Consider the following 21,656-nt stretch of genomic DNA (forward strand, 5'->3'; position numbering starts at 1 on the left):
GAACACGCGAGCGGGAGCAACACACGATGACGGGAACGCAGGGCGACACCAGTGCGTCGGAGCCGGTGGAACGCGACGTCATGGAGTACGACGTGGTCACCGTCGGCGCAGGCCCGGCCGGGCTGGCATTCGCCATTCGGCTCAAACAACTCAATCCCGACATTTCGGTTTGCGTGATCGAGAAGGCCAGCACCGTGGGCGCGCAGATCCTGTCAGGCGCGGTGATCGAACCGGCGCCGCTGGACGCGCTGTTACCGGGCTGGCGCAATGCGCCGCCGCCGATCTGCGTGCAGGCCGGCGAAGACGAGTTGTGGTACCTGAGCAAAGACCGCGCACACAAATTCCCGATCGTGCCGCCGGGCATGCACAACCACGGCAACTTCATCGTCAGCCTCGGCGCGCTATGCGCGTGGCTGGCGCCGCAGGCCGAAGCGCTGGGAGTGGAGATCTATCCTGGCTTCGCTGCCGCCGACACACTGCACGCCGATGACGGCAGCGTCATCGGCGTGCGTATCGGCGACATGGGCGTGGCCAAGGACGGCACGCACAAACCCGGCTACACCCCCGGTATCGACATCCACGCCAAGGTCACGGTGCTGGCCGAAGGTGCGCGCGGGCATCTGACCAAGCGCCTGATCCAGCGCTTCGCACTCGACGCCGGTCACGACCCACAAGCGTTTTCGATCGGCATCAAGGAGCTTTGGCAACTCCCGGCAGGCCGCGTCACCCCAGGCAAGATCGTGCACACCCTGGGCTGGCCGGCTGACAACACGACCTACGGCGGCAGCTTCCTGTATCACCTGGAACACGATCAGGTGGCGCTGGGTTACGTCAGCGGCCTGGATTACCGCGATCCCGCATACCAGCCGTGGGAAGCCTTCCAGCAGTGGAAGAACCACCCCATGATAAGGCCGTTGCTGGAAGGCGGCACCATTGTGTCGGCTGGCGCGCGCGCCATCGCCAGCGGCGGCTGGCAATCGCTGCCGAAGGTGGAAATGCCCGGCGCGCTGCTGATCGGCGATACCGCCGGGCTACTCAACGTGCCCAAGATCAAGGGCACCCACCAGGCAATCCGCAGCGGCATGCTTGCCGCCGAACACCTGGCCAGCAGTGCGACGTTGGATCCGGCCGGCTTCGACGCCAGATTGCGCAGCTCGCAGGTGATGGCCGAACTGCGCCAGGTGCGCAACATCAAGCCGGGTTTCAAGAAAGGCCTGTGGTTCGGCTTGTTCAACGCGGCCTGGGAAACGCTGGTCAAGGGCGCATCGCCATGGACGCTCAAGGTGGTTGCCGACTGGAAGACAATGAACAGACTGGATGAACACACCCAGCCCAAGCGCGATTACGTGCAACGCGAACTGGCCCCACGCGATCGCCTGCAGGGCGTGTACTTCGCCGCCACCGAGCACGAGGAGGATCAGCCCGTGCACCTGCGCGTGCGTGACCCACAGATTTGCGTCACCCGCTGCACCGAGGAATACGGCAACCCCTGCACGCGCTTCTGTCCAGCATCGGTGTACGAGATCGTCGACGACGCGGCCGGCAAGCGTTTGCAGATCAATGCCGCCAACTGCGTGCACTGCAAAACCTGCGACATCAAGGACCCCTACGCGATCATCGACTGGGTCACGCCGGAAGGCGGATCTGGCCCGAATTACCAGAATTTGTGAGCACAGCCTTGCTCTCGCGCCTGAAAAGCGCACTGTATTTCTCGTTACGCGCCGGCTTTCGCGCCTTGCCGCTGACGCAGGGTCAGCGTGACCATTTACGCACACGCTTCCTGGCCCGCTATGCGGACATGGTGCCACCACCGCCACGCGGCCGGCTGACGCCAGAGCAAAGCGAACGCAGGCCGCGGGTACGCGCCGACGAGCGCGCGATCGGCCATGTGCCGCACCGCGACGCGCCGTTGCCCGCACCGCTACCGGCCACGCTGGTGGCGTTCTACTTGCCGCAATTCCATCCGATTCCGGAGAACGACGCCTGGTGGGGAACCGGCTTCACTGAGTGGCGCAATGTCACCCGCGCACTGCCGCAATTCGAAGGGCATGCACAACCACGCCTACCTGCGGACCTTGGCTTCTACGACCTGCGCAATCCGCACAGCATGCGGCAACAGGTGGAACTGGCAAAACAGTACGGCATCGGCGCGTTCTGTTTCTATTTCTACTGGTTCGGCGGCAAGACACTCCTGGAGACACCACTGCGCCACTGGTTGCGCGACACGACGCTGGATCTGCCGTTCTGCCTGTGCTGGGCCAACGAACAATGGTCGCGGCGCTGGGATGGCCGCGGCGAAGACGTGTTGATGGCGCAGGCGCACAGCCCACAAGACGATCTGAACTTCATCGCCCATGTCGCCGAGTACCTGCGCGACCCGCGCTGCCTGCGCGTGGATGGACGCCCGATGCTGCTGGTCTACCGCCCGCACATGCTGCCGGAACCGAAGGCGACAACGGCACGCTGGCGCGACTGGTGCCGCGAGCACGGCATCGGCGAGCTCCATCTCGCCTACGTACAAGGCTTCGAACGGCCAGACCCACGCACCATCGGGTTCGACGCGGCAGTCGAGTTTCCACCGAATATGAGCAATCCCCGCTCGCTGGCCGCCGCCCAACAGTTGCTCAATCCCGACTACGCCGGCAACGTGCTGGATTGGCGCGAACTGGCCACAGAGATCGCCACGCGGCCAATGCCCGACTATCCGCTGTATCCAGGGGTCAACCCGGGTTGGGATAATGAAGCCCGCCGCCCGGGCAACGGCCGGGTGTATCTGCATGCTTCCCCGCGCGGCTACGAAGACTGGCTGCGCGCCACCATCCATACCCGACTGCAAGGACGCCGCGCCGAACAGCGTCTGGTGTTCGTCAATGCCTGGAACGAATGGGCCGAAGGTGCCGTGCTGGAACCAGACACGCGCCTGGGCCACGCCTACCTCGATGCCACCCGCCGCGCACTGTCACCGGCGCGGGTACGGGAAGCAACGGCACCGCACCACGCCATCGTGCATGCCTGGTATCCCAACGTGCTGCCCGAACTGCTGAACCCGCTCGCAGCGAGTGCACTACCGTGGCGCCTACTGGTGACCACCTCGCCCGATCAAGCCAGTGCCGTGCAGGCACAGTTACGCGATTGCAGCTTCCCCTACGAGGTGATGGTGCTGGAGAACCGTGGACGCGACATCCTGCCGTTCCTGCACGCGGGCGAGCGGCTGTTGCAAGACGGTGTGGACGTCGTGCTGAAACTACATACCAAACGCAGCACGCATTTGCACAACGGCGATGCCTGGCGCAGCGAACTGCTACAGCGCTTGGCCGGTGCCGACCGCGCGGCGCGTATCCTGGAAGCCTTCGCCCAGGATCCGATGCTCGGCCTGGTCGCGCCCGAAGGCCACCTACTACCACTCGCCGATTTCTGGGGCGGCAATCGCATGGCGGCAGATTATTTATTACGTCGAACCGGCTACACCGATGTGTGCCTGGACGAGGCACACTTCATTTCAGGCAGTATGTTCTGGGTGCGCCTGCACGCGCTGCGGCCACTGCTGGATAGTCACCTGTGCCCATCAGAGTTCGAACCGGAGCAAGGGCAAATCGACGGCACCCTGGCGCATGCGGCCGAGCGCGTGACTGCACTTCTGGCACAACACCGCGGCTATCGCGTGGCGACCGCCGCAGAATTGATCGGCGCGCCGAGCCCCCCCCACACACACTACGCCTACGCGCAACGCGGGAACTGAGCTGAAGACGCTGCCTAATCTCGCCGGAACGGCACCCCAGTCTTGGCAACCAACTCGGATTCGTCCACACCCTCGGCGATCTCCACCAACACCAATCCATCCGCCGTCACATCGAACACCGCCAGGTCGGTGATGATGCGGTCGACCACGCCGACGCCTGTCAGCGGCAGGTCGCAGGCAGGCAAGATCTTGTGGCTGCCATCCTTGGCCACGTGTTCCATCAACACCACCACGCGCTTGACCCCGGCCACCAAGTCCATCGCCCCGCCCATGCCCTTGACCATCTTACCCGGCACCATCCAGTTGGCTAGATCGCCATGCGCGCTGACCTGCATCGCACCGAGGATCGCCAGGTCGATATGGCCGCCACGAATCATCGCGAAGGAGTCGTGGCTGCCGAAATAACTGGCGCCGGCGCGTGCCGTGACCGTTTGCTTGCCCGCATTGATCAGGTCCGCATCCACTTCGTCCTCGCTCGGGAACGGGCCGATGCCGAGTAAACCGTTCTCCGATTGCAACCACACGTCCATGTCCTCGGGGATGTGGTTGGCAACCAGCGTCGGCAGGCCGATCCCCAGGTTCACGTAGGCACCGTCGGTGAGTTCGCGGGCGGCACGCTGCGCCATGTCGTCGCGGGTCCAGGCCATGTCATGCCTCCTTCTGGCGCAGGGTGCGCTGTTCGATGCGTTTTTCCGGATACGGGTTGTGCACGATGCGATCCACATAGATGCCCGGCAGATGCACCTGATCGGGATCGATACTGCCGGTCTCCACCACCTGCTCGACCTCGACGATGCAGACCTTGCCCGCCATCGCACAGGCCGGATTGAAGTTGCGCGCGGTCTTGCGGAACACCAGGTTACCGGCGGCATCGGCCTTCCACGCCTTGACCAAGGCCACGTCGGCACGCAGCGCGGTTTCCAGCACGTAGTGCTTGCCGTCGAATTCGCGCGTCTCCTTGCCTTCGGCAACCACGGTGCCGAAGCCGGTGGCGGTGAAGAACGCGGGGATGCCGGCACCACCGGCACGCAGGCGCTCGGCCAGGGTTCCTTGGGGATTGAATTCCAACTCCAGCTCGCCCGCCAGGTATTGGCGTTCGAACTCCTTGTTTTCGCCGACATAGGACGAGATCATCTTGCGGATCTGCCGGGTAGCCAGCAGTTGGCCAAGGCCGAAACCGTCGACACCCGCATTATTGGAGATCACCGTGAGTCCACACACGCCGCTATCACGCAATGCGGCAATCAATGCCTCGGGGATACCGCACAGACCGAACCCGCCGACCGCCAAGGTCTGACCATCCGCCACCACATCGGCCAGCGCCGTGGCCGCATCGGGGAACCGCTTGCCGCGCTGCCCGGTTGCCCCGGGAGAGATGTCGCCCATTCGCCAGCTCCGCATTGCACTGTTAGGTGGGTAGTTTAGAGCGTGTGCTGCACGTTGGAGTGAGAGCCGCAACGAGCGATTAAGCGCGGAAACGTTACAATCTCCTTTCTATATTACCCAGGACCTTCTTCACATGTCGCTTCCCGCATTCAAGGCCTACGACATCCGCGGTCGCGTGCCCGACGAACTGAACGAAGATCTGGCACGCCGCATCGGCGTGGCGTTGGCAGGGCAGTTGCAGAGCGGGCCGGTGGTGGTGGGACACGATGTGCGCCTAGCGAGCCCGTCGCTACAGGCGGCACTGTCAGCGGGCTTGCGCGCCAGCGGCCGCGAGGTGATCGACATCGGCCTGTGCGGCACCGAGGAAGTGTATTTCCAAACCGACCACCTGCAGGCCGCTGGCGGCGTGATGGTCACCGCCAGCCACAACCCGATGGACTACAACGGCATGAAGCTGGTCCGCGAGCACGCGCGTCCGATCAGTTCCGACACCGGCCTGTTCGCCATCCGCGACACCGTGGCCGCCGATACCGCACCCGCCGGCACACCGATTGCCGCCGAACACCAACGCCCGGACAAGTCCGCCTACATCGCGCACCTGCTCAGCTACGTCGACAGCGCCACGCTCAAACCGTTGAAGCTGGTGGTCAACGCCGGCAACGGCGGCGCCGGCGCCATCGTCGATCTGCTGGCACCACACCTGCCATTCGAGTTCGTCCGCGTGTTTCACGAGCCGGACGGCCATTTCCCCAATGGCATTCCCAACCCACTGCTGTCGGAAAACCGCGCCGCCACCGCCAACGCGGTCAAGCAGCACGGCGCGGACTTCGGCATCGCCTGGGATGGCGATTTCGACCGTTGCTTCTTCTTCGACGCCAACGGCCGCTTCATCGAGGGCTACTACCTGGTGGGCTTGCTGGCGCAGGCGATTCTGGCCAAGCAGCCCGGCGGCAAGATCGTGCACGATCCGCGCCTGACTTGGAACACGATCGAAATGGTCGAGGACGCTGGCGGCATCCCAGTGCTGTGCAAAAGCGGGCACGCCTTCATCAAAGAGAAAATGCGCAGCGAGAATGCGGTGTATGGCGGCGAGATGAGCGCACACCATTATTTCCGCGAGTTCGCCTACGCCGACTCGGGCATGATCCCCTGGTTGCTGATCGCCGAATTGGTGTCGCAATCGGGGCGTTCACTGGCCGACCTGGTCGAGGCGCGGATGCAGAAGTTCCCATGCAGCGGCGAGATCAACTTCAAAGTCGCCGACGCGAAAGCGGCCGTGGCGCGGGTGATGCAGCACTATGCGGCGCAGTCGCCCGCGCTGGACTACACCGACGGCGTCAGCGCCGAATTCGCGCAATGGCGTTTCAACCTACGCAGCTCCAATACAGAACCGCTGCTGCGGCTAAACGTGGAAACGCGCGGCGATGCGGCCCTGCTGGAACAACGCACGCGAGAAATTTCCGATCTATTGAACGCCTGATCGTGAATTCTTCTTCGCCCGAATCCTTCAACGCCCACATGGAATTTCTCTGTTCATGAGCGATATTCTCCCCATCATCCTGTCCGGTGGTTCCGGCACGCGCCTGTGGCCGCTGTCGCGCGAGACCTATCCCAAGCAGTTCCTACCCTTGGTCGGGGACAACAGCATGCTGCAATCGACCTGGCTGCGCGCCGCACCGATCGCCGAGTGCCCGCCCATCGTGGTCGCCAACGAAGAACATCGCTTCATCGTCGCCGAGCAGTTGCAACAACTCGGGGTCAAGCCGGGAGCGATCCTGCTCGAACCCAAGGGCCGCAACACCGCGCCCGCCATTGCGGCGGCGGCACTGGAGGCAATGCGCGATGGCGACGATCCACTCCTGCTGGTGTTGCCATCCGACCACGTCATCCTGGACGAAACCGCGTTCCAGACGGCCGTAAAAAACGCTACCGCCGCAGCAGCAGCCGGTAAGTTAGTTACGTTCGGAATCCAGCCGACTGCACCGGAAACCGGCTACGGCTACATCAAGGCCGCTGCCGGCAATGGCGCCCGTGCGGTGGAACGTTTCGTCGAAAAACCCGACCTGGCCACCGCACAGGGTTATCTGGCCTCGGGCCAGTACTATTGGAACAGCGGCATGTTCCTGTTCCGCGCCTCCCGCTATCTGGAAGAACTGCGCCGCTTCCAACCGGCCATCGCCGATGCCTGCGGCATGGCATGGCAAGCAGCCAAGCGCGACACCGACTTCACCCGTCTAGACAAGGATGCCTTTGCCGCCAGCCCGTCCGACTCTATCGACTACGCGGTGATGGAGAAGACCGCCGACGCGGTGGTGGTGCCCCTGGACGCCCAATGGAGCGATGTCGGCTCCTGGTCGGCACTGCTGGAGGTGTCGCGGCGCGACGCCAACGGCAACGCGCACCACGGCGACGTAATCGAGATCGATTGCCGCAACACCTACGCCTACGGCTCGCGCCTGATCGCGATGGTGGGACTGCAGGACGTGGTGGTGGTCGAGACCGACGACGCGGTGCTGGTCGGGCACCGCGAACGCATCCAGGAGGTCAAGGACATCGTGGCCAGAATCAAGGCCAGCGGGCGCTCGGAGGCAACTTGGCACCGCAAGGTGTATCGGCCATGGGGCGCCTACGATTCGATCGACAACGGCCAGCGCTTCCAGGTCAAGCGCATCACGGTCAAGCCCGGTGCGACGCTGAGCCTGCAGATGCATCACCACCGCGCAGAGCATTGGATCGTGGTCAGCGGGACCGCCGAGGTCACTCGCGGCGAAGAGGTACTGCTGCTCACCGAAAATCAGAGCACCTACATCCCGTTGGGCGTGACCCATCGATTGAAGAACCCGGGCAAGTTGCCGCTGGAATTGATCGAAGTGCAATCCGGCAGCTATCTGGGCGAAGACGACATCGTGCGTTTCGAAGACACCTACGGGCGCACCTGAATCCGGTGCACGCTGTAACGCAAAGAGCCGGACAACGCCCGGCTCTTTGGTTTTCCACTCGCGCATGCGGCGTGCTAGGCGGCGGAAGCCCGTGCGACGAGTTCGCCAATCACTTGGCGCAGACCGTCGCGCCACTGCGGCAGCTCCAGCGAAAAATCGCACTGCAGCTTGGACACATCTAGGCGCGAATAGGCAGGACGTTTGGCAGGTGTCGGATACTCCGTGGTGGCGATCGGCAGCACACGCGGCGTGCGCGGCAGTAAGCCCGCCGCCACCGCGTCGGCAAAGATCGCCTCGGCGAAACCGTGCCAGGTGGTCTCGCCCGCTGCGGTCAGGTGCCAGGTGCCCGATGGCAGCGTCGCACGCTGCGCCAACGCGTGTGCGGTGACCTGCGCAATCAGCGCGGCCGGTGTCGGCGTGCCGACCTGGTCGGCCACCACGCGCAATTCGTCGCGTTCGGCGCCCACACGTAGCATGGTGCGCAGGAAGTTGTGTCCATGCGCGGCGTACACCCAGGCAGTGCGGAAGATCAGGTGATGGGCGCCAGAGGCACGGATCGCCTCCTCGCCCGCGAGCTTGGTCGCACCATACACGCCCAGCGGCGCGGTCGGCGCATCCTCGGGATAGGGCCGCGTGCCCTGCCCGTCGAACACGTAATCGGTGGAATAGTGCACCAGCGGCACAGCATGCGCCGCGCACCAGTCCGCGATGATCCCAGGCGATTGCGCATTGGCCCGATGCGCCGCGTCCGTGTCCTGCTCAGCGCGATCCACCGCGGTGTAGGCCGCCGCGTTGACCACCGCCGCCGGCTGCAACCGATCCAGTAATCCGCCAAGATCCTGCGGCCGATCGAAATCGGTGCGCTCGCAGGCGCGACCATCGGGCAATCGACCGCTACGGGTGGTCGCCAACACGGGTCCCTGCGCCGCCAGCGCGCGCAGCAGTTCCTGCCCGACCTGGCCGTTGGCGCCGAATACAAGCACCGTCATGGACGATAGACCGGCAAGCGCTCGACAGAGATATCAGCCAAGCACGGCGCAACGGCATCCTTCTGCGACAACACCGTCGCGTTGATCGGCCAGTCCACCGCGATGGCGGGGTCGTCCCAGCGCACCACCGCATCGGCTTCCTTGACATACACATCGGTACACAGATAGCTGAACACCGCTCGCTCGGAAAGCACGGCGAAACCATGGGCAAAACCTTCCGGGATCCAGAACTGCTTCCGGTTCTCCCCGCTCAAGATGGCCGCAACCCACCGTCCGAAGTAGGGCGAACCGCGGCGTATGTCCACGGCGACGTCATAGACCTCTCCCTCCAAAACGCTGACCAACTTACCTTGTGGTCGCGGCCACTGGTAATGCAAACCGCGTAACACCCCCTTGGCGGAGGTGGAGACATTGCTCTGTACGAAGTGGGTGGGGAGTCCATGTTGACCGAAACGTTCAGCATTCCACGCCTCGAAAAAATAGCCACGCGCATCGCCAAACACCGCCGGCTCGATCGCCAGGCAACCAGGCAGACTGGTTTCAATCACTTTCACGGAACAGTTCCTCGTGCAGCCAGTGCATGCAGGTATTTGCCGTAGTTGTTCTTCCGCAGGGGAGCGGCAAGTTTCTCCAGCTGCGCCGCATCGATCCAGCCCTGCCCGAACGCGATCTCTTCCGGGCAGCACACTTGCAGACCTTGCCGCGCCTGGATGGTCTCGATGAAGTTGGACGCTTCGTGCAGCGACTGATGGGTACCTGTATCCAGCCAGGCGTAGCCACGCCCCAGGGCTTCCAGATGCAGTTCGCCGGCGTCAAGGTAACGGCGATTGAGATCGGTGATCTCCAGTTCGCCACGCGGCGACGGCTTCAGTTCCGCCGCATGATCACTGGCTTGGCCATCGTAGAAGTACAGGCCAGTGACCGCGTAATTGGAACGCGGATTGAGTGGTTTCTCCTCCAGATCGATCACCTTGCCGGATGCATCGAACGCGGCGACGCCATAGCGCTCTGGATCGTTGACCCAGTAACCGAAGACGGTGGCGCCATGCTGCCGCGCGTCGGCGCGACGCAAGGTCTCGGTGAGACCATGGCCATGAAAGATATTGTCACCCAGCACCAGACAACTCGGCTTTCCGGCAATGAAGTCGCGCCCGATCAGATACGCTTGCGCCAATCCGTCCGGACTCGGCTGCACCGCGTAGGCGATGTTCATTCCCCACTGCGCACCATCACCGAGCAGTGTCTGGAACAGGGCCTGCTCGTGCGGCGTGTTGATGATCAACACCTCGCGAATCCCAGCCAGCATCAGCACGCTGAGCGGGTAATAGATCATCGGTTTGTCGTAAACAGGCAGCAGCTGCTTGCTCACGCCCTTGGTGATCGGATACAGCCGCGTACCGGAGCCGCCTGCGAGAATCATGCCCTTGCGTTGCGTCATGAGGTCTTTCCTTTGAATGTCCGCACCGCCCAGGCGGTACGGAGGTTGCGAGGGACGCGCGTTATGCTGTCGTCCCGATCCGTTCCAGGCGATAACTACCGTCGAGCACACCCTGCACCCAGTCCTGATGGTTCAAGTACCAGTCCACGGTGATCGCAATGCCTTGCTCGAAGCTGTATGTCGGCTCCCAGCCCAGTTCGTTCTTCAATTTGGACGCGTCGATCGCGTAGCGCCGGTCATGACCGGGCCGGTCGGCGACGTGGGTGATTTGACTACCACGGGGTTTGCCGTCCTCGCGCGGACGCCGCGCGTCCAGCAGCGCGCAGATCGCCTGCACCACTTCGATATTCTGCTTCTCCGCGTTGCCGCCGACGTTATAGGTTTCGCCGACCCTGCCCTTGACCAGCACGGTGCGGATCGCTTCGCAGTGGTCACCGACGAACAACCAGTCGCGCACCTGCTTGCCATCGCCATAGACCGGCAGCGGTTCGCCCGCCAGCGCCTTGGCGATCACCAACGGAATGAGTTTTTCCGGGAAGTGATACGGGCCGTAATTGTTGGAGCAGTTGGTGGTCAGCACCGGCAGGCCATAGGTATGGTGGAACGCACGCACCAGGTGATCGGAAGCGGCCTTGGACGCGGAATACGGCGAGTTCGGCGCATACGGCGTGGTTTCGGTGAACTTGCCGGTCTCGCCGAGCGTGCCATAGACCTCGTCGGTGGACACATGCAGGAAACGGAAACCTTGGCGGCGGCCGTCCGGCAACGCTTTCCAGTAATCGCGCACCGCCTCCAACAGACCAAGCGTGCCGACGACATTGGTCTGGATAAATGCCCCCGGACCATCGATCGAACGATCCACGTGGCTCTCGGCGGCGAAGTTGAGTACCGCATCAGGCTGATGTTCGGTCAGCAGACGGCTCACCAGCGCGCGGTCGCCGATATCCCCGTGCACGAACACATGGTCGGAATTGCCCTCCAGCGACACCAGCGTGTTCAGGTTCCCGGCATAGGTCAGCGCGTCCAGGTTGATCACGCGCACGCCGCGCGCCACTGCCTCGAGCACGAAATTGCCGCCGATGAAACCAGCACCGCCGGTCACGAGCCAAGTCGCCAATTCCTCTCTCCTGTATCGTGGACAGGCACCAGCTAGATGGCTGGAGCGTAACCTGCAATCATAACGCCCTCGCGATGAGACCACGCACCTCGCTGCGTGGCGATCAGTCGACAGCCCCCGAAGCGATTGACCATACGCGATCGCACGGTCTACCGCGCCCGGTTAGAATCCACCGACTGCCCCGCGCCAGCCGCCGCGGCCGGGCCTTCCCGCACTGCTGAAGGATCTCGTACACGATGAAAATCCTCGTCGCCTACAAGCGCGTGGTGGACTACAACGTCCGCATCCAGGTCAAGCCGGACGGCTCTGGCGTGGTCACCGAGGGCGTCAAGCTCTCCGCCAATCCGTTCGACGAAATCGCCCTGGAAGAAGCGCTGCGCCTGCGCGACGCCGGGATCGCCAGCGAGGTGGTGGTCGCCACCATCGCGCCGGCCGACGCCGCTGCGCATCTGCGCAACGGGCTGGCGATGGGCGCCAACCGCGCCATCCACGTGGTGACCGACGCGGCGATCCAGCCACTGACCGCCGCGCGCACACTGCTCAAGCTGGTCGAGCAGGAGCAGCCGGACCTGGTGATCCTCGGCAAGCAGGCGATCGACGACGATGCCAACCAGACCGGGCAGATGCTGGCCACGCTGTGGGGCCGGCCGCAGGCCACCTTCGCCAGCAAGTTGGTGGTGGCCGATGGCAAGGCCACGGTCACCCGCGAGGTCGATGCCGGCCTGGAAACCATGGAAGTGGATCTGCCCGCCGTCATCACCACCGATCTGCGCCTGAACGAACCACGCTTCATCAAACTGCCAGACATCATGAAGGCCAAGAGCAAGCCGCTGCAAACCCTAGCCTTCACCGACCTGGGCGTGCAGGCCAACGACAGCCTCGCCATCACCCATTACGCCCCGCCGGCCAAGCGCAGCCGCGGCGTGATGGTCAAGAACGCCGCCGAACTGGTGGCCGCACTCAAGCAAAAAGGGGTGCTGTAATGGCCAACGTTCTCATCATCGCCGAGCATCTGAACGGGCAGCTCAACGCCGCGACCGCCAAAACCGTCAGCGCCGCGCACGCGCTTTCACCCACTGGCATCGACATCGTGGTCCTCGCCGCCGATCCGACCACGGTGGCCGCCCAGGCCGCGCAAATCGCCGGCGTCGCCCGTGTGCTCACCGTCGCCAACCCGGCCAACGCACACGCCATCGCCCAGGTACTGGGCCCGCAGATCGCCGCGCTGGCGACCGACTACACCCATGTGTTCGGCCCCTCCACCACCTTCGGCAAGGATCTGATGCCGGTGGTGGCGGCCCTGCTTGGCGTCAACCAGATCTCCGACCTGATGGCGGTGGACGGCGAGTACGCGTTCAAGCGCCCGATCTACGCCGGCAACGCCATCATCAGCGTACAGGCGCCGGCCGACCAGATCGTGGTGGCGACCGTCCGTAGCGCCTCCTGGCCGGAAGCTGCGCAGGGCGGCAATGCCGTGATCGAAGCGATCAGCGTCGACGCGGCGCTGCCGACCCATACCCGCTTCACCGGCCTGGCCGCGGGCAACTCCGACCGTCCCGACCTGCAAAGCGCCAAACGCGTGGTGTCCGGCGGGCGTGGTGTCGGCTCGGCGGAAAACTTCCAGATCGTCTACCAACTGGCCGACAAGCTCGGCGCGGCGGTCGGCGCCTCGCGCGCGGCGGTTGACTCCGGCTATGTGCCTAACGAGCTGCAGGTGGGCCAGACCGGCAAGATCATCGCCCCGGACCTGTATGTGGCGATCGGCATCTCCGGGGCCATCCAGCATCTGACCGGGATCAAGGACGCCGGCACCATCGTCGCGATCAACAAAGACCCGGAGTCGCCGATCTTCGAGATCGCCGACATCGGCCTGGTCGGTGACTTGTTCACGGTGTTGCCGGAATTGGAAGCCGCGCTTGGTTGACACGCCGATCTTTCGCCAGATTGGGCCACCACGGCGGTGCGCTGGCGAGTTAATATCCGGGAAATCATGAAAAAATCCCCTACAATCTACTGTCTCATGAAGGGCCGACAACTCTCTGAGACCTCGCGATCAAGATGAGCGCGCGGCCAACAGCAGAGCCGGGGGACCAGCACGCATGATCGTAGGCAACGGACTGCTCGCATCCGCATTTGACCCGAAGACGGTTGAGATGCTCGATGCGACCATTTTCGCCTCAGGTGTATCCAATTCCAACGAGACCGACCATGCCTGCTATGCGCGAGAAGAACGCCTGCTGTCCGAGCACCTTGACTCGACCCATGGCACGTTCGTCTACTTCAGCACGTGCAGCATCGCCGATCCTGATCGTGGCTCCGGCATGTACGCGCGGCACAAGAAGCATATGGAGGACAGGGTTGCGAAGCAGGACAACTACCTCATCCTGCGCTTGCCGCAAGTAGTGGGCAACACCCAAAATCCGAATACATTGACCAACTTTCTCGCCAATCGTATTTCCCAGGGCGCAACGATCCCTCTGTGGTCCAGGGCAATCCGTTGCTTGGTGGATGTGGAGCATGTGGCAGCAATCACTCTGGAGCTGCTACGCCAGCCCCGCCCGATACGCCTCCTGGCCGATATCGCGCCACCTGAAGTGGTGACGATGCCAAGTCTAGTCGACATGCTCGAATCCGCGATGGGAATCGGCACTGAGCGACAACTGATCGACCGGGAGGGCGGCAGCCATCCAGATCCCTCGTTGATGCTGTCGCTCTCGCCGGGCTTAGGTCTGGATATCAGCAGCGGCTACACTGATCGCCTTCTCCGCAAATATTATGGCCGTTCCGATGCGTTGTGAGATGTACGAGCTGTCGGTCGTCATTCCGGTATACCGCAGCGAATCAATCCTTCCCGCACTTGCGCAGAAACTCGAGGAGGCCCTGCCCCCCCTGTTTGGCGACGCGTTCGAGGTGATTCTGGTCAACGATTGCAGCCCGGACCGGTCACGGGATGTGTTGCTCGAACTAGCACGCAGGCACGACTGGTGGAAGGTAGTCAGCCTGCGCAAGAATGCAGGCCAACACAATGCGATCATGTGCGGGTTGCGCATGGCCAGGGGCAAGCGCATCGTCACCATGGACGACGACCTGCAACACGCTCCCATCGATATCCCCACGCTGCTGAGCGCCCTGGGCGACCGCTATGACGTCTGCTATGCGGGCTTCCACTCCAAGCGGCACGCTCTTTGGAAGCGATTGGGCAGCAACTTCAACGATTGGGCCGCCACGCAGCTGCTCGGCAAACCGAAGGGTCTGTACCTGTCCCCTTTTAGGGCAATGGTGTCTGGCGTGCGGGACGAGCTGATCAAGTTCAACGGACCAAATGTTTATCTCGATGGTTTGATTTTGACCACAACCAGCCGGATCACCAGCATTACCATCGACCATCATTCCCGTGCCGATGGACAATCAGGCTATAGCCTGCGCAAGTCGATCTCGCTTTGGCTCAAGATGGCGACCAGTTTTTCCGTACTGCCCTTGCGCCTAGCTTCCCTTATGGGCATTGCACTATCCGCATTCGGATTCCTGCTAGCGTTGGCCTTCGTTATACAGCGGTTCACCATCAATGCAATGCCAGTGGGCTGGTCTTCACTGATTGTGGCGGCATTGATCATCGGTGGCGCGCAACTGCTCGCACTTGGCGTGATCGGCGAGTACGTTGGACGGGTTCTCCGTCATGTCAATGCAAGCCCGCAAACGGTGATCGAGACGACAGCTAACCTCGACGACATAGCCAGCGGGCCCCAAGCATGAAGATCCTGCGTACAACCATCGCCGATCCGCGGTTGCGGCAGTTCATCCTGTATGCCATGTGTGGCGGCACCGGTGTAATGGTCGACCTGTCGCTATACACCCTACTCATCTGGTTGCACGTCAATTACCAGGCAGCCAATGCAATCGGCTATGCCGCCGGCACCTTAATCAGTTTCGCGTTGAACCGGCACTTTACCTTCCAGGCATATGACAAGACCTTGCAGCGGCTGAGCTTGTTTTTCGCTGCGGCCTTAGTCGGATATCTAGCCTCCAGCGCTCTACTGTGGATATTGGTCGGCGTGCTGGGCTGGGCACCGCTACCAGCTAAACTCGCAACGCTGTTTTTCGTTCTGATCCTTCAGTTTTCGCTGAATCGTGCCATCACCTTCAAAGCATCAACGGGCAAATCAAGCAAATGAGCAACCAATTCCATACTGCTGTCGTCGGCGGCGGCTTCGCCGGCTTGTCCGTGGCTTACGAGATAGCCAAAGCCGGGAAGCGCGTGGTGGTCATCGAGAGAGATGGTGAGCTTGGTGGCCTGGCCGGCGGCTTCAAGGTTGGCGATGAGGTTCTTGAGAAGTTCTATCATCATTGGTTCAATAATGACGCGGAGATATTCAAGCTGATCGAAGAACTCGGCGAGCGCGAGAAAATCTTACTCAGGCCGACCCGTACCGGCATGTACTATGCCGACCAATTCTTCCGGCTGAGCACCCCGTTGGATCTATTGCGTTTCAAGGCGCTCCCGTTCCACGATCGAATCCGACTCGGCATTGCGGTGCTGCGCGCACGGTCAGTGAAGGATTGGAAACAGCTCGAAAAGCTCAGCGCCAAGGAATGGCTGATAGACCTTTGCGGGCAAAATGCTTATGACGTCGTGTGGGACCCGCTCCTGGTCGGCAAGTTCGGCGATGTAGCCGATGATGTATCTGCAGTCTGGTTCTGGAAGAAGCTGGTCCTGCGTGGTGGCAGCCGGAGCAGCTCCGGCGATGAGGTGCTTGCGTACTACAAAGGCGGCTTTGCCGAACTAGCCAATCGCCTTGGCGAGGAAATTTCCAAGCTCGGCGGCGAAATCCGTCTATCCACTCGGGCGCTCCGTGTGACAACCGATGCCGGCAGTGCAACAGGCGTGGAAACCAGCGACGGCGCCGTGACGGCCGAAAACGTGGTGCTTTCCACAGCATTTCCGATCACCGCGGACCTGTTGGAGGGAAGCGCACCGCAGGATTATCTCGACCGACTGCGTCGTGTCCGCTATTTATCCAACGTCTGCATGGTGCTAAGCCTGGACCGCAGCCTATCCGACACATACTGGCTCAACGTCAACGACCCTGGCTTCCCCTACGTCGGCGTCATCGAACATACTAATTTCGAGCCGCCGAGTTCGTATGGCGGTCGCCACATCGTGTACCTGTCAAAGTACCTTCCTCCAAGCCACTTGATGTACACCATGAGCGATGAGGAGCTGCTGGATTTCTCTGTACCTCATCTGCAGAAGATGTTTCCCGAATTCAACCGTAGTTGGATCCAGGACGTCCACGTGTGGCGTGCCGACTATGCGCAGCCGATCGCCGAAAAGCACTACTCGCAGTTTGTGCCTGGCCGCGCGACGCCGCTGGCCAACACCTTCGTCACCAGCATGGCTCAGGTTTATCCGGAGGACCGCGGCACCAACTACGCCGTGCGCGAAGGCCGCGACCTCGGCCGCAGCATTCTTTCGACAAGGAGGAACACTGGGTGAATACGTACTACGCCGCACAGGGCACGGATGATCTGTTGCGTCGTCTTTCGCCCACACAACGCCGATTTCGGGTGGCGCTCGCCTACTTGATCGCGTTTCTTGTTATAACTTGCGTCGTTTATACCGCCTTGATGCGCTTCCCGGCGACAAGGGTCGGCGACGGCGCAGAGTATTACGCGATGGAACTGGCCATTAGCCAGACACATCGACCATTTGTTACAGCTCCCACATGGAAAGCGTATGAGCGATTGCGGCAACAGGGAAGTATTGCCTCGCTGCAAACTGCAGATCAACTAAAGCAAGCCTATGTGCCTCTGACGCTTGGGGGCGAAACCGACTTCAACCATTTCTGGTTTTATCCTCTCATGGCGAGCGCTGTGGGCACGCCAGCAGGGCACCTTGGGCTGACCCGAGCATCGCATGCCGGGTTCCTGCTTCTACATTCGCTATTAATAGCGGGCATACTGCTGCTTTGCTTTCGCCTGCATGGCTTCAAGGGTACAGTCGCAGCGCTGGCTCTGGTCGTGACATCACCAGCGCTTTGGTATGTCGACAAAGTCCATACCGAGTTATTCACCGTTGTCTTGACGATTGCGGCAATGAGCTTGACCTTGGAACGGCGCTGGGCCTTTGCGGGGCTGATGCTGGCACTGGTGACAACCCAGAACATCAGCTTCGTGTTTCCCGCCATTGCGGCCTGCATCCTAGCCCTTACAGCCTATCGTCCAAGCGTAACCGACAAGCCCGGGCTAGCTGATGTCCTGGCACTTGTTACAGCCGCACTATTGGCGCTCCTGCATCCGTTCTACTATTTCTCGCGCTATGGCGGACTGACTCCGCAGTTGATCAACAAAGGCGCGGAAGTAGCCCACCTGGATGTTCTTTCATCCATGCAGTACTTGGTCGACCCCGATGTCGGACTGCTCCCGAACTGGCCCCTCGGTCTACTGCTGCTCCTGGTAGCTGCACATGGGCTGTACACGCGTCGACTTACCCTGCCCAAGCTTGGCATGGCCGCCTTCTCCATCGTCTTCTTGCTGTCTGCAATGGCAGCGCAAGCCGCCACGACCAATATCAATTCCGGCGGCACCGCAGGACCTGCGCGTTACGGCCTATGGTATCTGTGCCTTTTTTATCCAATTATCGCGCTGCTTGAACCTTTGCCTGACGGGCGATTGAATCGCTGGCTCGCGCGTGGCGCCTGGATTACGGCTTATGCTGCCGCTGCCATTGGCATAAGCGATTATCTACCAACCAAGCCCGAGTCATACACCACGCCCAGCCGCGCTGCTGCTTTGATTTATACGTATGTCCCGTGGCTTTGGAACCCTAGCCCCGAGGTGTTCGCGGAACGAAACGCGCAATTGGGAGAGCTTACCCCCGAGGGCCCGGCCCTGGTAATCGGCCAAGGCTGCCGCAAGGCGCTATTTCTCCCAGGTACGCAACACCACGTCGCGCTATATCCAGCGGGTGCCTGCGGACTCACCGCTGCGGCGGGCGCTCGGCTCGTGGACGAGCAATTCCCATCGCTGCCTAGGGAGCCGACTTACTTTTCGGTCGACCTGCAGAATATTGAGGCGTTGAGGGTCATGTTGTCGGTAAATCAGCCTGCGGGGCCTAACGAGTTGCGCCCCTACCTAGGCGAGGGCTGGTCGGTGGACGAGCCCTGGGGCGTGTGGTCGCTCGGTGAGCGCTCCAGCCTCCACCTCAAAGTAAAGCAGTCGGTCACGAAAGGATCGTACCTAATGCTGCAAGCCAATGGCCTTTGGCACGATAGCCGCCAGACAATGACGGTGAAAGCTCGGGTCAATGGTGGCCCCTGGCAAACCCGCACGCTGACCGCATCCGAGCCGCAGCCCGCGACCATAGCCATCCAATTGCCAGCGCTGGTCGCAGGTGCCAACCTCGAAGTGGAACTGCGTTACGACAAGCCGGCTTCGCCAGCGAGCCTGGGATTGTCATCCGACAGCCGCGAACTCGGCATCGGCCTTGTCTCCCTGAGCTTGAAGCCGCTGCCGCCCTGAGGGGATGGGTCACCTAGTACAGCAACCTCTCCATCAATCCGCGTGACGATTCGCGCCAAGTCAAGGTCCGGATATTCGCCGGCACCTTCCATCCGCTCGCTACACCACGTTCGATCTCACTTGCCAGCGCATCTACATCACCTACAGGGAAGTAGCTTGCCTCCTCGCCCGCGATCTCCTTGAAAACCGCGAGATCGCTGAGCAAGAGTGGCTTGCCGCGACTGCCGGCCTCCACCAGAGGCAAACCGAACCCTTCCGCAACCGATGCCTGGACCAAGACGTCCGCTCTGTCCATCAGGTGGTGAAGGTCGGTATCCGACATTCCCTGCAACCAGAAAAGTCGTGTACCCAATTGTGGATGCGTCTGGAGTTTCAGCACAAGCTCTTCGACGTTCCATCCATGTTTACCGATGATGGCCAGTGCGGCATTACCACCACGTGCCCACACTTTTTCGAAGGCTGCCAGAATGGTCGCGTAGTCCTTGCGCGGCTCGACTGTGCCAACTGCCAAGACTAGCGGCTTGGCCTCTAGTGCTTCCAGCAGCGACGCAATCACCGCTGAAGCCTGGCCGGCGATCTGGCCAGACTCCAGATCGCTACCGAGGTGCATCGTGCGCGTCCAGGGTCTTGCCACTGGATGCGCGGGCTGCGCATCTAGGAAACGCTCAAGATCCTGCCGCGTCGCCTCGGAAATGCAGACAAACCCATCCGCGGTGGCGGCGGCATGCTCAAGCCATCTCCGGAACACTGGCGGCATGACGGGATCGCAGGTATGCGGCACTAGCAAGGGAATAAGATCATAGACCATCCAGACCACCTCGCCGCCTGCGGCGGCCACCTGGGCGTGCAGGGCATCAAATCGTTCGGGACTCCACCACGATGAGTCGAGCATCAGCAACAGGTCATTCGGCTTCACCGTGACTCGCATGGCCGCTTTGGCGGTCTGAATGGACATACCTAGGTGGTTGGCGGCGTAATCACTGGCATACAGGATGCCGTGCTCGGTCCAACAGATAGGCTGGACTTCCACGCCCACATCGTCAGCTAACGCGTGCAGGCCTGCACAATAATTGCGGACAACGCGCTGAACGCCGCTACGTGCGTCCAGTCGCACCACCTCGCTAACATCAACCAGGATGCGGCGTCGACCACACGCGGCAGCCGCAGCCAGCCCCTGTTCCAGATGACCGACTGCATCGGGGGCATCAATGAGGAGCCCCGACCAGACATCGATGTCCTCCTGAGTCACCCGCACACGATCGAAATCGCCGGCGTTGCCAAACTGCGACTGCACCGCATTGACGTCGCCGGCCAGAGTTCGCATCGCAGCGAATGCGGCTTCAGCGCATGACTTCCAATTGTAAGCCCAAGCATGCGCCTTGACGCCGGAAACCAGCACCTCACGAAAGGCTACATCTTCCAAGGCGGCCTCAAGAAGCGATGCAGCCGTGTCGATGTCATGCGGGTTGAACAGGCAACGCGGATCGTGCACGACTTCTGGCAGGCTGCCCGTGTTGGCGCTTATAACAGGCGCACCAAATGCCATTGCCTCAAGTACAGGCAGACCAAAGCCTTCATAAAATGAGGGAAAATAGAACACTCGACAAGCCCGGTACAACGTAGCCAACTCAACATCATCGACACGGCCAAGCACACGCACCCGCGAAGCGATATGCGAGAAAGACCCTGCGAGTGCCTCTTTGACATCTGTGCCGACTTGGGTGAGCACAAGCAGATACTTTTTCTGAAGGCTACGCGGCAGTCGTGCAAAAGCCTCGAGCGCACCAAGGGTATTTTTGCGCCAGTCACCATTGCCAACCATTAGCACGAAGGGGGCGTCGATGCCGCGCCGCGCGAGGATTCCCTCATCCACAGGCGAGTCAGCCTGCGCAATGGCTAACATTTCCGGATCAAGTCCGGCATTGATCACATGAATCTTTTCCGGAGAAATACCAAGTTGTTCGATCAGGTCGACTCGCGTCGCTTGGGATATCGCCAGAAAACAATCGAATTTACTAAAACTCTCACATTTACGCGGATACCACTCAGCCATGAACGGATGCGGCGTCAGATAGCGCTCCGGATATAGTAGCGGTATCACATCGTATGCAATGACGGCCGTCTTCGGCCGCGAATCCGCTGCCCAGTTGATTGCGGTTGTATAACTGCCACCCGTTTCAAAGTAACTGGTATGCAGAAATGCATTCAACCCTAAGGATTCAAAGAATCTGCCACGGAGACGCGCAGCACTTTGCATGCGTAGCGTGTCATGATCGACGAAAGCGCTTGTGGGGTAATGCATCACTGTCGTTGCCGTAGGCACACACTGATGGCGCAGGCGCGACCGTGCCTGGCGCAGGCGCACAGGGTCAGCACCATCCAGCGCCAGCAGGATCTCGTCGTCCTGGCGCTGACGCACCATCTCAGCAACCAAGTTGTCTGCATACCTGCCGATCCCGCGGTCGCGCGAATCGGTCAGGCACGCCTGCATGTCGATAGCAAGACGCACCGTATTCCCCTACTCAGTCAT

18 protein-coding genes are annotated in these 21,656 nt (G+C 61.7%); 11 read left to right on the forward strand and 7 right to left on the reverse strand.

The window, feature by feature from the left end:
* The first annotated feature begins 26 nt into the window (after positions 1-26).
* Both XaFJ1_RS13100 and XaFJ1_RS13105 read left to right on the forward strand, forming a co-directional pair.
* Complete coding sequence (locus tag XaFJ1_RS13100; protein WP_012917158.1) at positions 27-1,670, forward strand: electron transfer flavoprotein-ubiquinone oxidoreductase; 1,644 nt, start codon at positions 27-29, stop codon at positions 1,668-1,670.
* Positions 1,667-3,739 carry a glycoside hydrolase family 99-like domain-containing protein gene (locus tag XaFJ1_RS13105; RefSeq protein ID WP_045757020.1) on the forward strand — a complete coding sequence of 691 codons (2,073 nt, stop codon included), beginning with the start codon at positions 1,667-1,669 and terminating at the stop codon, positions 3,737-3,739. The genes XaFJ1_RS13100 and XaFJ1_RS13105 overlap by 4 nt, the downstream gene beginning before the upstream one ends.
* Before the next feature lie 14 nt (positions 3,740-3,753).
* Here the strand turns inward: XaFJ1_RS13105 and XaFJ1_RS13110 are convergent, their stop codons facing one another.
* Both XaFJ1_RS13110 and XaFJ1_RS13115 read right to left on the reverse strand, forming a co-directional pair.
* Entirely contained in the window at positions 3,754-4,386 is a 633-nt protein-coding gene (locus tag XaFJ1_RS13110; protein ID WP_012917160.1) for a CoA transferase subunit B, read from the reverse strand.
* Position 4,387: 1 nt separating this feature from the next.
* Positions 4,388-5,125 carry a CoA transferase subunit A gene (locus tag XaFJ1_RS13115; RefSeq protein WP_045757021.1) on the reverse strand — a complete coding sequence of 246 codons (738 nt, stop codon included), beginning with the start codon at positions 5,123-5,125 and terminating at the stop codon, positions 4,388-4,390.
* Between the two features lie 133 nt (positions 5,126-5,258).
* Here XaFJ1_RS13115 and XaFJ1_RS13120 point away from each other — a divergent pair, with 133 nt between their 5' ends.
* A complete protein-coding gene (locus XaFJ1_RS13120) occupies positions 5,259-6,605 on the forward strand; it encodes a phosphohexomutase domain-containing protein (protein WP_012917162.1) in 1,347 nt (448 codons plus the stop codon).
* 55 nt (positions 6,606-6,660) lie between these two features.
* The gene (locus tag XaFJ1_RS13125; RefSeq protein WP_012917163.1) at positions 6,661-8,064 is read left to right on the forward strand and encodes a mannose-1-phosphate guanylyltransferase/mannose-6-phosphate isomerase; all 1,404 of its coding nucleotides are present in this window, start codon (positions 6,661-6,663) and stop codon (positions 8,062-8,064) included.
* A gap of 74 nt (positions 8,065-8,138) precedes the next feature.
* On the opposite strand, the gene rfbD is transcribed toward XaFJ1_RS13125, so the two are convergent.
* The 4 genes from rfbD to rfbB all read right to left on the reverse strand — a co-directional run bounded on the left by rfbD (position 8,139) and on the right by rfbB (position 11,608).
* Positions 8,139-9,053 carry a dTDP-4-dehydrorhamnose reductase gene (gene rfbD, locus XaFJ1_RS13130; RefSeq protein WP_012917164.1) on the reverse strand — a complete coding sequence of 305 codons (915 nt, stop codon included), beginning with the start codon at positions 9,051-9,053 and terminating at the stop codon, positions 8,139-8,141.
* The gene (gene rfbC / locus XaFJ1_RS13135) at positions 9,050-9,607 is read right to left on the reverse strand and encodes a dTDP-4-dehydrorhamnose 3,5-epimerase (protein ID WP_012917165.1); all 558 of its coding nucleotides are present in this window, start codon (positions 9,605-9,607) and stop codon (positions 9,050-9,052) included. The genes rfbD and rfbC overlap by 4 nt, the downstream gene beginning before the upstream one ends.
* Entirely contained in the window at positions 9,604-10,491 is an 888-nt protein-coding gene (gene rfbA / locus XaFJ1_RS13140; protein WP_012917166.1) for a glucose-1-phosphate thymidylyltransferase RfbA, read from the reverse strand. The genes rfbC and rfbA overlap by 4 nt, the downstream gene beginning before the upstream one ends.
* Positions 10,492-10,552: 61 nt before the next feature.
* Positions 10,553-11,608 (reverse strand): dTDP-glucose 4,6-dehydratase, encoded by a 1,056-nt coding sequence (gene rfbB / locus XaFJ1_RS13145; protein WP_012917167.1) that lies wholly within the window; start codon positions 11,606-11,608, stop codon positions 10,553-10,555.
* A 236-nt stretch (positions 11,609-11,844) separates the two neighbouring features.
* Here rfbB and XaFJ1_RS13150 point away from each other — a divergent pair, with 236 nt between their 5' ends.
* The 7 genes from XaFJ1_RS13150 to XaFJ1_RS13180 all read left to right on the forward strand — a co-directional run bounded on the left by XaFJ1_RS13150 (position 11,845) and on the right by XaFJ1_RS13180 (position 19,126).
* Positions 11,845-12,591, forward strand: coding sequence for an electron transfer flavoprotein subunit beta/FixA family protein (locus XaFJ1_RS13150; RefSeq protein ID WP_012917168.1), 747 nt, complete (start codon positions 11,845-11,847; stop codon positions 12,589-12,591).
* Positions 12,591-13,532 carry an electron transfer flavoprotein subunit alpha/FixB family protein gene (locus tag XaFJ1_RS13155; RefSeq protein WP_012917169.1) on the forward strand — a complete coding sequence of 314 codons (942 nt, stop codon included), beginning with the start codon at positions 12,591-12,593 and terminating at the stop codon, positions 13,530-13,532. Before XaFJ1_RS13150 ends, XaFJ1_RS13155 begins: the two co-directional genes overlap by 1 nt.
* 175 nt (positions 13,533-13,707) lie before the next feature.
* On the forward strand, positions 13,708-14,406 hold the full coding sequence (locus XaFJ1_RS13160) for an NAD-dependent epimerase/dehydratase family protein (RefSeq protein WP_012917170.1): 699 nt from the start codon (positions 13,708-13,710) through the stop codon (positions 14,404-14,406).
* A 1-nt stretch (position 14,407) separates the two neighbouring features.
* Positions 14,408-15,361, forward strand: a complete 954-nt coding sequence (locus tag XaFJ1_RS13165) for a glycosyltransferase family 2 protein (RefSeq protein WP_230598091.1) — start codon at positions 14,408-14,410, stop codon at positions 15,359-15,361.
* Complete coding sequence (locus XaFJ1_RS13170) at positions 15,358-15,780, forward strand: GtrA family protein (RefSeq protein ID WP_012917172.1); 423 nt, start codon at positions 15,358-15,360, stop codon at positions 15,778-15,780. Before XaFJ1_RS13165 ends, XaFJ1_RS13170 begins: the two co-directional genes overlap by 4 nt.
* Positions 15,777-17,102: an NAD(P)/FAD-dependent oxidoreductase gene (locus XaFJ1_RS13175; protein WP_012917173.1), complete on the forward strand. Its 1,326-nt coding sequence runs from the start codon at positions 15,777-15,779 to the stop codon at positions 17,100-17,102. Before XaFJ1_RS13170 ends, XaFJ1_RS13175 begins: the two co-directional genes overlap by 4 nt.
* The gene (locus XaFJ1_RS13180) at positions 17,099-19,126 is read left to right on the forward strand and encodes a DUF7024 domain-containing protein (protein ID WP_012917174.1); all 2,028 of its coding nucleotides are present in this window, start codon (positions 17,099-17,101) and stop codon (positions 19,124-19,126) included. The genes XaFJ1_RS13175 and XaFJ1_RS13180 overlap by 4 nt, the downstream gene beginning before the upstream one ends.
* Positions 19,127-19,139: 13 nt before the next feature.
* On the opposite strand, the gene XaFJ1_RS13185 is transcribed toward XaFJ1_RS13180, so the two are convergent.
* On the reverse strand, positions 19,140-21,635 hold the full coding sequence (locus XaFJ1_RS13185; protein ID WP_012917175.1) for a glycosyltransferase family 4 protein: 2,496 nt from the start codon (positions 21,633-21,635) through the stop codon (positions 19,140-19,142).
* Positions 21,636-21,656 lie beyond the last annotated feature (21 nt).

This window comes from Xanthomonas albilineans, assembly GCF_009931595.1.
Classification (GTDB): Bacteria; Pseudomonadota; Gammaproteobacteria; order Xanthomonadales; family Xanthomonadaceae; genus Xanthomonas_A; species Xanthomonas_A albilineans.

Excerpts from the sequence above, each read along its gene's own strand:
- XaFJ1_RS13160 (WP_012917170.1), top strand. The coding sequence starts at position 13,708 with ATGATCGTAGGCAACGGACTGCTCGCATCCGCATTTGACCCGAAGACG.
- XaFJ1_RS13150 (WP_012917168.1), top strand. The coding sequence starts at position 11,845 with ATGAAAATCCTCGTCGCCTACAAGCGCGTGGTGGACTACAACGTCCGC.
- rfbD (WP_012917164.1), bottom strand. The coding sequence starts at position 9,053 with ATGACGGTGCTTGTATTCGGCGCCAACGGCCAGGTCGGGCAGGAACTG.
- rfbA (WP_012917166.1), bottom strand. The coding sequence starts at position 10,491 with ATGACGCAACGCAAGGGCATGATTCTCGCAGGCGGCTCCGGTACGCGG.
- XaFJ1_RS13125 (WP_012917163.1), top strand. The coding sequence starts at position 6,661 with ATGAGCGATATTCTCCCCATCATCCTGTCCGGTGGTTCCGGCACGCGC.
- XaFJ1_RS13165 (WP_230598091.1), top strand. The coding sequence starts at position 14,408 with ATGTACGAGCTGTCGGTCGTCATTCCGGTATACCGCAGCGAATCAATC.
- XaFJ1_RS13155 (WP_012917169.1), top strand. The coding sequence starts at position 12,591 with ATGGCCAACGTTCTCATCATCGCCGAGCATCTGAACGGGCAGCTCAAC.
- XaFJ1_RS13170 (WP_012917172.1), top strand. The coding sequence starts at position 15,358 with ATGAAGATCCTGCGTACAACCATCGCCGATCCGCGGTTGCGGCAGTTC.
- XaFJ1_RS13110 (WP_012917160.1), bottom strand. The coding sequence starts at position 4,386 with ATGGCCTGGACCCGCGACGACATGGCGCAGCGTGCCGCCCGCGAACTC.
- XaFJ1_RS13115 (WP_045757021.1), bottom strand. The coding sequence starts at position 5,125 with ATGGGCGACATCTCTCCCGGGGCAACCGGGCAGCGCGGCAAGCGGTTC.
- XaFJ1_RS13100 (WP_012917158.1), top strand. The coding sequence starts at position 27 with ATGACGGGAACGCAGGGCGACACCAGTGCGTCGGAGCCGGTGGAACGC.
- XaFJ1_RS13120 (WP_012917162.1), top strand. The coding sequence starts at position 5,259 with ATGTCGCTTCCCGCATTCAAGGCCTACGACATCCGCGGTCGCGTGCCC.
- XaFJ1_RS13175 (WP_012917173.1), top strand. The coding sequence starts at position 15,777 with ATGAGCAACCAATTCCATACTGCTGTCGTCGGCGGCGGCTTCGCCGGC.